The 8,328-nt window shown below is 71.6% G+C and carries 1 protein-coding gene; it reads right to left on the reverse strand.

Going from position 1 to position 8,328, the window contains the following annotated elements:
• On the reverse strand, window positions 1–8,315 hold an 8,315-nt coding region (locus HC028_RS26625), incomplete at its 3' end, for a non-ribosomal peptide synthetase (RefSeq protein ID WP_240940804.1).
• Window positions 8,316–8,328 lie beyond the last annotated feature (13 nt).

The raw sequence follows: 8,328 nt of genomic DNA on the forward strand, positions 1-8,328 counted from the left end.
CCGAAGTCCGGCGCGGGCAGCGCCCGCCGGTCCACCTTCCCGTTCGAGTTGAGTGGCAGGGCTTCGAGGGTGACAAACGCAGACGGCACCATGTAGTCCGGCAGCGACTCGCCCAGGAACCCGCGCAGGTCGGCGGTATTCACCGCGCCCACCACGTACGCGACGAGCCGCTTGCGACCGGTGCCGCTCTCCTGCCTGACCACGACCAGCGCCTCGGCGACACCAGGGTGGCGCAGCAGCGCCCCCTCGATCTCGCCCAGTTCGATGCGGAAGCCCCGGATCTTGACCTGGTCGTCGGCGCGGCCAACGAACTGCACCACCCCATCGGCAGACCAGCGCACGATGTCCCCGGTGCGGTACATCCGCTCCCCGGCCTCGCCGAACGGGCAGGCCATGAACCGCTCGGCCGTCAACCCCGGCCGGCCCAGATACCCCCGCGCCAGCCCGGCGCCCGCGATGCACAGCTCCCCCGGCGCACCCGGCGGCACCGGCCGCAGATCACCGTCGAGCACGTACACCCGCATGTTGTCCAACGGCCGCCCGATCGGCACCACCTCCGGCACGGCCTCCAACGCCGACATCGGGTACGACGTCGCGAACGTCGTGGTCTCCGTCGGCCCGTACACATCGACAGCCACCAGATCGGGGCAGGCCGCCATCACCCGGCGGAACGCGCCGGCCGGCACCACTTCCCCGCCGGTCCACACCTCCCGCACCCCGGCCAGACACTCCGGCGCCTCCTGCGCCACCGCCCTAAACAGACCCGACGTCACGAACAGCCCGGTCACCCCATGCTCGGAGATCAGCCGCCGCAGCGTCTCCACCTCCAGGTCCGCCGGCGGAGCCACCACCACCGTGCCGCCGTTGAGCAGCGGCACCCACAACTCATACGTCGAGGCGTCGAACGCCAACGACGAATGCAGCAACACCCGATCATGGGCACCGCCGGCAAACCGCCGATCGAACGCCAACCCCGCGATGTCCCGGTGCCGCACCGCCACACCCTTGGGCACCCCGGTCGACCCGGACGTGTACATGACGTAGGCGAGGTTGTCCGGGTGCAGCGCCACCGCCGGGGGGTCGGCGGGTTCATCCGACAGGAACTCGTCCGTGTCGACCACCACGATGTCGCGGTCGTGGAGGGTGCGGGCGGTCTCCTCCCACGCGCGGTCGGTCAGCAGCACCGCTGCGCCGGTCCGCTCCAGTAGCTGCCGCATCCGCGCAGCCGGCGCATGCGCGTCCAGCGGCAGGTAGACGCCGCCCGCCTGGAGGATCGCCAGCTCCGCCACCGCTAGATCCGCCGAGCGGTCCATCAACAGCCCGACCACCTGCTCGGCGCGTACCCCCAACCCGATCAACCGGTGCGCGAGGCGGTTGGCCCGCGCGTCCAACTCCGCATAGCTCACCTCGACCCCACCGCAGACCACGGCAGGCGCATCCGGCGTACGGCGTACCTGCGCGGCGAACAGCGCCGGCACCGTACCCACCGGCACCTCGCAATCGGTGTCGTTCCACTCCACGAGTACGCGCCGGCGCTCAGCTGGCGTCAGCAGCGGCAGGTCCAGTACCGCGCGGTCAGGGTTCTCGACGATCTCCGTCAGCAGTACCACCAGGTGGCGAGCCAGCCGCTCGACCGTGGCCACGTCGAACAGGGCGGGGTCATAGCCGAACCGGATGGTCAGGGCGTGCGCCGGCCGGGCCAGGACGCTCAGCGGGTAGTTGGTGGCTTCGATCGCCCCGAGGTCGCGTAGGTGGAGGCCCTGCGCCGCGGCGGCCTCGTCGTTGATCGGGTAGTTCTCGAAGACGACGATGCTGTCGAACAGGTTGGCCCCAGCGGGCACATCGCTCCACTCGCGCAGCTGGGGCAGCAGCAGGAAGTCGAACCGGCGGGACTCGGTCTGCTGTGCCTGCAGGTCCCGCAGCCACGACACCAGATTCTGGCCACTGTGGACAGCAACGCGGGTCGGCAGGGTGTTGATGAACATCCCCACCATCGACTCCACGCCCGCCAGGTCCGCCGGCCGGCCGGACACGGTCGTCCCGAAGCACACGTCCCGCTCGCCGCTGTAGCACGACAGCAACAGCGCCCACGCCCCCTGCACCACCGTGTTCACCGTCAGCCCGAGCTGCCGCGCCACCTCCCGCAGGCGCGCAAACCGCTCGGCCGGCAGCTCGACGGTCAGGCCCTCGCCGGATTCGGAGTGGTGGGCCTCCACCGGCTGCCGGTCGAACGGCAGCGGGGTGGTCTCGGACAGGTCCGACAGCAGGCCACGCCAGTACTCTTCGGCCGCCCGCTGATCGCGTTCGCCGATCCACCGCAGGTAGTCGCGGAACGGTCGCCGGCTCGGCGATATGCCGTCATCGGTATGGGCGACAAAGACATCGGCGAGGACTCCGAAGATGCTCCAGCCGTCGAGCAGCACGTGGTGGAACGTCCAGACCACCTGGACCTCGGTCTCCGACAGCCGGGCCAGCACCAGCCGCATCAGCGGCGCGGCGGCGAGGTCGAACCCCTCGGCCCGGTCGCGGGCGAGCAGCGCGCGCAGTTGCTCGTTCCGCTCCGTCTCGGGCTGGTCACTCCAGTCCAGGTACGTGATGGGCACGCTGACCTCACGGCACACCACCTGCAGCGGCCGGTCGACGCCTTCCCACACCACCCGGCTGCGCAGGATGGGCGTGCGGTCGACCACCCGCTGCCACGCCGCCCCCAGCGCGTACGGGTCGGGCACGCCGTCAAGCACGAAGGTCACCTGCTGGAAGTAGGCACCCTGCCCGCCCTGGGACAGGCTGTGGAACACCATGCCGGCCTGGGTGGGCGTCAGCGGGTACACGTCCTCGACCGCGTGGCCGTCACCGACGAGCCGGTCCACGCCCGCCTGGTCAAGACGGGCCAGGGGGAAGTCCGACGGCGTACGGCCACCGGCGCCCGGCTGCGCGCAGTGCTCGATGATCTCCCGCAGCGCGGTCAGCATCTGCTCGGCGAGCGCGCCGATCGTGCCCTCGTGGTGCAGGTTCTCCGAGTAGAACCAGGTGAACTCCAGGGCCCCGTCCTCGACCCGGCCGACGACGTCGAGGACGTGTGCCCGGGTGGCGGCCGGGTCCTCGGCCAGCCTCAGCTCGCCGTACCTGGACCGGATGAGCCCGTCGCCCGCCGGCGGGTCGAAGTGTCCGAGGTAGTTGAAGCTGACCTGCGGCTGCTTCGCAAGTCCGCTCGCTTCGGTCAGGTACCGCAGCGCGCCGTAGCCGATGCCCCGGTGCGGAACCGCCCGAAGCTGCTCCTTGACCTCCTTGAGCGCCACGCCCCAATCGCCGCCCGGGACGCCGAGCGCCACCGGGAACATGCTCGTGAACCAACCCACCGTGCGCGACAGGTCCACGCCCTCGAACAGCTCCTCCTCCCGGCCGTGGCCCTCCAGGTCGACCAGCACCCGATCCCGGCCCATCCACGACCCCAGCACCCGACCCAGCGCCGCCAGCAGCACGTCGTTGACCCGCGTGCGGTACACCCCCGGCACGTCCTGCAACAACGCCCGCGTCTCCGCCGCATCCAGCCGGACGGTCACCGACCGCGCCGAAGCGACGGTGTTGGCGCCGTCGCCGTCGACCGGCACCGTTGGGTCACCGCCGCTAGCACCCCAGTAGGCGAGTTCATCGGCAAACCCACCGCCGGCCGTGTGCTCAGCCAGCCGCTGCGCCCACTCCTTGAACGACGTCGTCTTCGACCCCAGGTCGGCCGGGTCCCCGCGCAGCGCCTGCGCGTACGCGCGGTCCAGGTCCTCCAGCAGAATCCGCCACGACACCCCGTCCACCACCAGGTGGTGCACCGCCACGAACAGCACCGGACGCAGCCCGGCGCCCCGCACGAACAGCACCGCCCGCAGCAGTGGACCACGCCCGAGATCGAAGCTCGCGTGGACCTCGTCGGTCACCTTCTGCATAATCGATGACTGGCCGTCGGGCCCCACCGCCGACAGATCGTGCTGCTCAAGCAGGCGTACCTGCTCGACCGGCGCGTTGACCTGCCGCCAGCCGCCAACTGTGCGTTCGAACCGCATCCGCAGCGCGTCGTGCTGGGCCAGCAGCGCTGCGAACGCGTGACGCAGCGCCGCAACGTCGACGCCGTCGACAAGCTCGACCATCAGGGATTGGTCGAACCGCTGCGCTGAACCGGGGGCGACCTCGAACAGCCAGTGCTGGATCGGCGTCAACGGCACCTCGCCGACCACCGGCCCCTGATCGGTCCGTTCCGCCCCGGGTGCGTCAGCCGTGACGACAGCCAGCGACGCGATGGTCTGGTGGAGGAAGATGTCTTTCGAGCTCAGCCGCAGTCCGGCGGGCCGGGCGCGCGACACCACCTGGATGCTCAGAATCGAGTCGCCGCCGAGTTCGAAGAAGTTGTCCTCGACCCCGACCCGCTCCACCCCCAGCGCCTCGGCCCAGATCCCGGCCAGGACCCGCTCGGCCTCGGTACGCGGCGCGACGTACCCGGTCGCGGCACTGAACGACGGAGCGGGCAGCGCCCGGCGATCGAGCTTCCCGTTCGGATTGAGCGGCAGGGCTTCGAGGGTCACGAACGCCGACGGCACCATGTAGTCCGGCAGCGACTCCCCCAGGAACCCGCGCAGGGCCCCAACGTCCACCGCCGAGCCCGGCGCGGGGACGACGTACGCCACGAGGCGCTTGTGCCCGGAGGCCTCCTGCCGGTCCACCACCACGGCCTCGGCGACGCCGGCGTGCTTGCGCAGCGCGGACTCCACCTCGCCCAACTCGATGCGGAAGCCCCGGATCTTCACCTGGTGGTCGACCCGGCCGAGGTACTCCAGGTCGCCGTCGGGGTTCCAGCGCACGATGTCTCCGGTGCGGTACATCCGCGCGCCCGACTCCTCGTACAGGTCGGCGAACGGGTCGGCGACGAACCGCTGCGCGGTCAGGCCCGGGCGGCCGAGATAGCCGCGGGCCAGTCCGCGACCACCGAGGTACAGCTCGCCGGGTACGCCGACCGGCACGGGCCGCCGGGCGGCGTCGAGGACGTAGGCCCGGGTGTTGTCGATCGGCCGGCCGATCGGTGGCGTGCGATCGGGGTGACCGGCGTCCGAGTACCAGGCGGTCGCGTACACCGTGGCCTCGGTCGGGCCGTAGATGTTGGCGATCCGGCTGCCCGGCAACGCGGCCCGGAGGTCGCCTACCGTGTGCGCGGGCAGCGCCTCGCCGGCCAGGACCACGGTGTCGGCGGTAAACGCGAGGGCACCCTGCGCCAGCACCTGGGAGAACGCCGAGGGCACTCCGCTGACCAGGCTCGCCGTCGTCGCATGTTCGGCGAGCGCGAGCACGTCCGGCACGATCTCGATGCTGCCGCCGGCCAGCAGCGGGCAGAGGATCTCGAAGACGGAGACGTCGAAGTTCAGCGACGTCGACGCGACCACGTGCGCCAGCCCCGACGCGCCGAAGTCCCGGGCCGCCCAGGCCGCGAGGTTGACGACGGTCTGGTGGGTGACGACGACGCCCTTCGGCCGCCCGGTGGAGCCCGACGTGTAGATCACGTACGCCGGGTGGGCGCTCGACAGCGGCCCTGCCCGGTCGGCGTCGGTGAGGTCGGCGTTGGTCAGGTTGCCGGCCGGGTGACCCGCGGTGTCGGTCCGGTCCAGCAGCAGCCGGTCGACGCCGGGCACGTCCGGTACCGAGTCGCTGGCGCCGCTCGTCGTCAGTACCAGCGCCGGTCGCGCGTCGCCGAGCATGAAAGCGATCCGCTCCGCCGGGTAGCTCGGGTCGATCGGCAGGTACGCCGCGCCCGACTTCAGGACCGCGAGCAGCGCCACGATCAGGTCGGGCGAGCGGGGCAACGCCAGGGCCACGAACCGCTCGGGGCCGGCGCCCCGCTCGACGAGGACATGGGCCAGCCGGTTCGCCCGAGCATTCAGCTCCGCATAGGACAGTGCCGCGCCGTCGTGTACCACCGCGGTGGCGTCCGGCGTCCTGGCCGCCTGAGCTTCGAACAGCGCCGGCAGCACCGTCGACGGTACGGGCCGCGCGGTGTCGTTCCACTCCACGAGTACGCGCTGGCGCTCGGCTGGAGTCAGCAGCGGCAGGGCCGCGACGGGCCGGTCCGGGTCGGCGGCGATCGCGGCCAGCAGCACGTGCAGATGTCCGGCCAGCCGCTCGATCGTGGTGGCGTCGAACAGATCGGTGTTGTACTCGATCGCGAGGTTCAGCCCACCGTCCCTGGGCAGGAACTCGACGACGAGGTCGAAGCGGGCGGCCGGGCGGGGCAGGTCCTGCTCGGCGATCCGCAGCCCACCGGCCTGCCTCGGCCGCACCATCGCGTTCTGCAGGACGACCAGCGCCTGCACCAGCGGGGTACGGCTCGGGTCGCGCTCCGGTTGGAGTTCCTCGACGAGCCGGTCGAACGGCACCTCGTCGTGGGCGAACGCCTCCAGGACCGTCTCCCGGACGTCCGCCATGAAGTCACCGAACGTCTGCGACCCGTCCACGCTCGCGCGCAGCACGACGGTGTTGACGAAGAACCCGACGAGGCTCTCCAACTCGGCGCGGTTGCGGCCGGAGGTCACGGTACCGAGCGCGATGTCGTCGGAATTGCTGTAGCGCGCCAGCAGCACCTGCACCGCGGCGGCCAGGGTCATGAAGAGGGTGGCGTCGCGTTCCTGCGCCACGGCCATGAGCCGCGTGACCAGGTCGGCCGGCAGGTCGCGACGGTGGATCGCGCCGGCCGTGGTGCGAAAACGCGGCCGGGGCCGGTCCGTCGGAAGCTCGAGTACCGGGAGGTTGGCGAGCTTGTGCCGCCAGTACGCCAGGTGCTCAGCGAGGTGTTCCGCCGCCGCGGGGCCGGCCAGTCGTTCGCGCTGCCACACGGCGAAGTCCGGGTACTGGATCGTCGGCGCCGGTAGCTCGGCGGTGGTTCCGCGTACGGCGGCGGCGTACAGTTCGGCCAGTTCGTCGACGAGTAGCCGGACCGACCAGCCGTCGGTGACGATGTGGTGCTGGCACAGCAGCAGCACATGCTCGTCCTCGGCGAGGCGCACCAGCGCCGCCCTGGTCAGCGGCGCGCGCCGCAGGTCGAAGGGGCGGCTCAGCTCGTCGGCCAGCGCATCGTTCAGAGCCGCCTCGTCCTGGGTGGACAGCTCGACGATGCGCAGGGGAATCTCGCCGGCGTCGGCGATCACCTGGACTCCGCGCCCGTCCACGTCGGCGAAGGTCGTACGGAGGGACTCGTGCCGGGCGGCCAGCCCGTCCAGCGCCGCCCGCAGTGCGTCGAGGTCGAGCGCGCCGGACAGCCGCAGCCCGAACCCGGTGTTGTACTCCGTCCCGCCATCGGTGAGGTCGTCCAGGAACCACAGCCGCCGCTGCGTCGCCGATAGCGGAATGGCCTGCTCACGTGGCGCCGGGACGATCGCGTCGTCGTGGCGTGCCTGAGACGCGTCGGGCACCAGTTCCGCCAACCGGGCGACGGTCGGCGCGTCGAACATGGCGCGCGGAGACAGGTCAGCGCCGAGCACCGCGCGGATCCGCGCGAGCACCCGCGCGCTCAGGATGGAGTCGCCGCCGAGTTCGAAGAAGTTGTCGTGGATGCCGACCCGGTCGGTGTCGAGGACCTCGGCCCAGATACCGGCGATGGCACGCTCGGTGTCGGTACGCGGCGGCTGGAAATCGCCGGTATCGGCGGCGGAGAAGTCCGGGGCGGGCAGCGCGCGCCGGTCGAGCTTGCCGTTCGGGCTGAGCGGCAGCGCGTCGAGGGTCACGAACGCGGCCGGCACCATGTAGCCGGGCAGGCGGCCGGCGACCAGCGCCCGCACCGCACCGACATCCACCATGTCCGCGGCCGGCACCAGGTAGGCCACCAGACGCTTGGCCCCGGGCTGATCCTCCCGCGCGACCACCACCGCCTCGCCGACCTCGGCATGGCTACGCAGCACCGCCTCGATCTCACCCAACTCGATCCGGAACCCGCGGATCTTGACCTGATCGTCGGCCCGGCCCAGGAACTCCAGCTGCCCGTCGGCCCGCCAGCGCACCACATCCCCGGTGCGATACATCCGCTCCCCCGGCGCGCCGAACGCACACGCCACGAACCGCTCCGCCGACAACCCCGGCCGGCCCAGATACCCCCGCGCCAGCCCGACCCCGGCCACATACAACTCCCCGGCCACCCCGACCGGCACCGGCCGCAGGCGGTCGTCAAGGACGTAGATCCGGGTGTTGGGGATCGGCGCCCCGATCGGCGGCACCCCACCACCGGCCTCAAGCGCCTCGGTCCAGGTCGCCACCACCGTCGACTCCGTCGGCCCATACGAATTGATCATCCGCCGCCCCGGC

The organism is Planosporangium flavigriseum, from assembly GCF_011947225.1.
In the GTDB taxonomy this organism is placed as follows: Bacteria; Actinomycetota; Actinomycetes; order Mycobacteriales; family Micromonosporaceae; genus Planosporangium; species Planosporangium flavigriseum.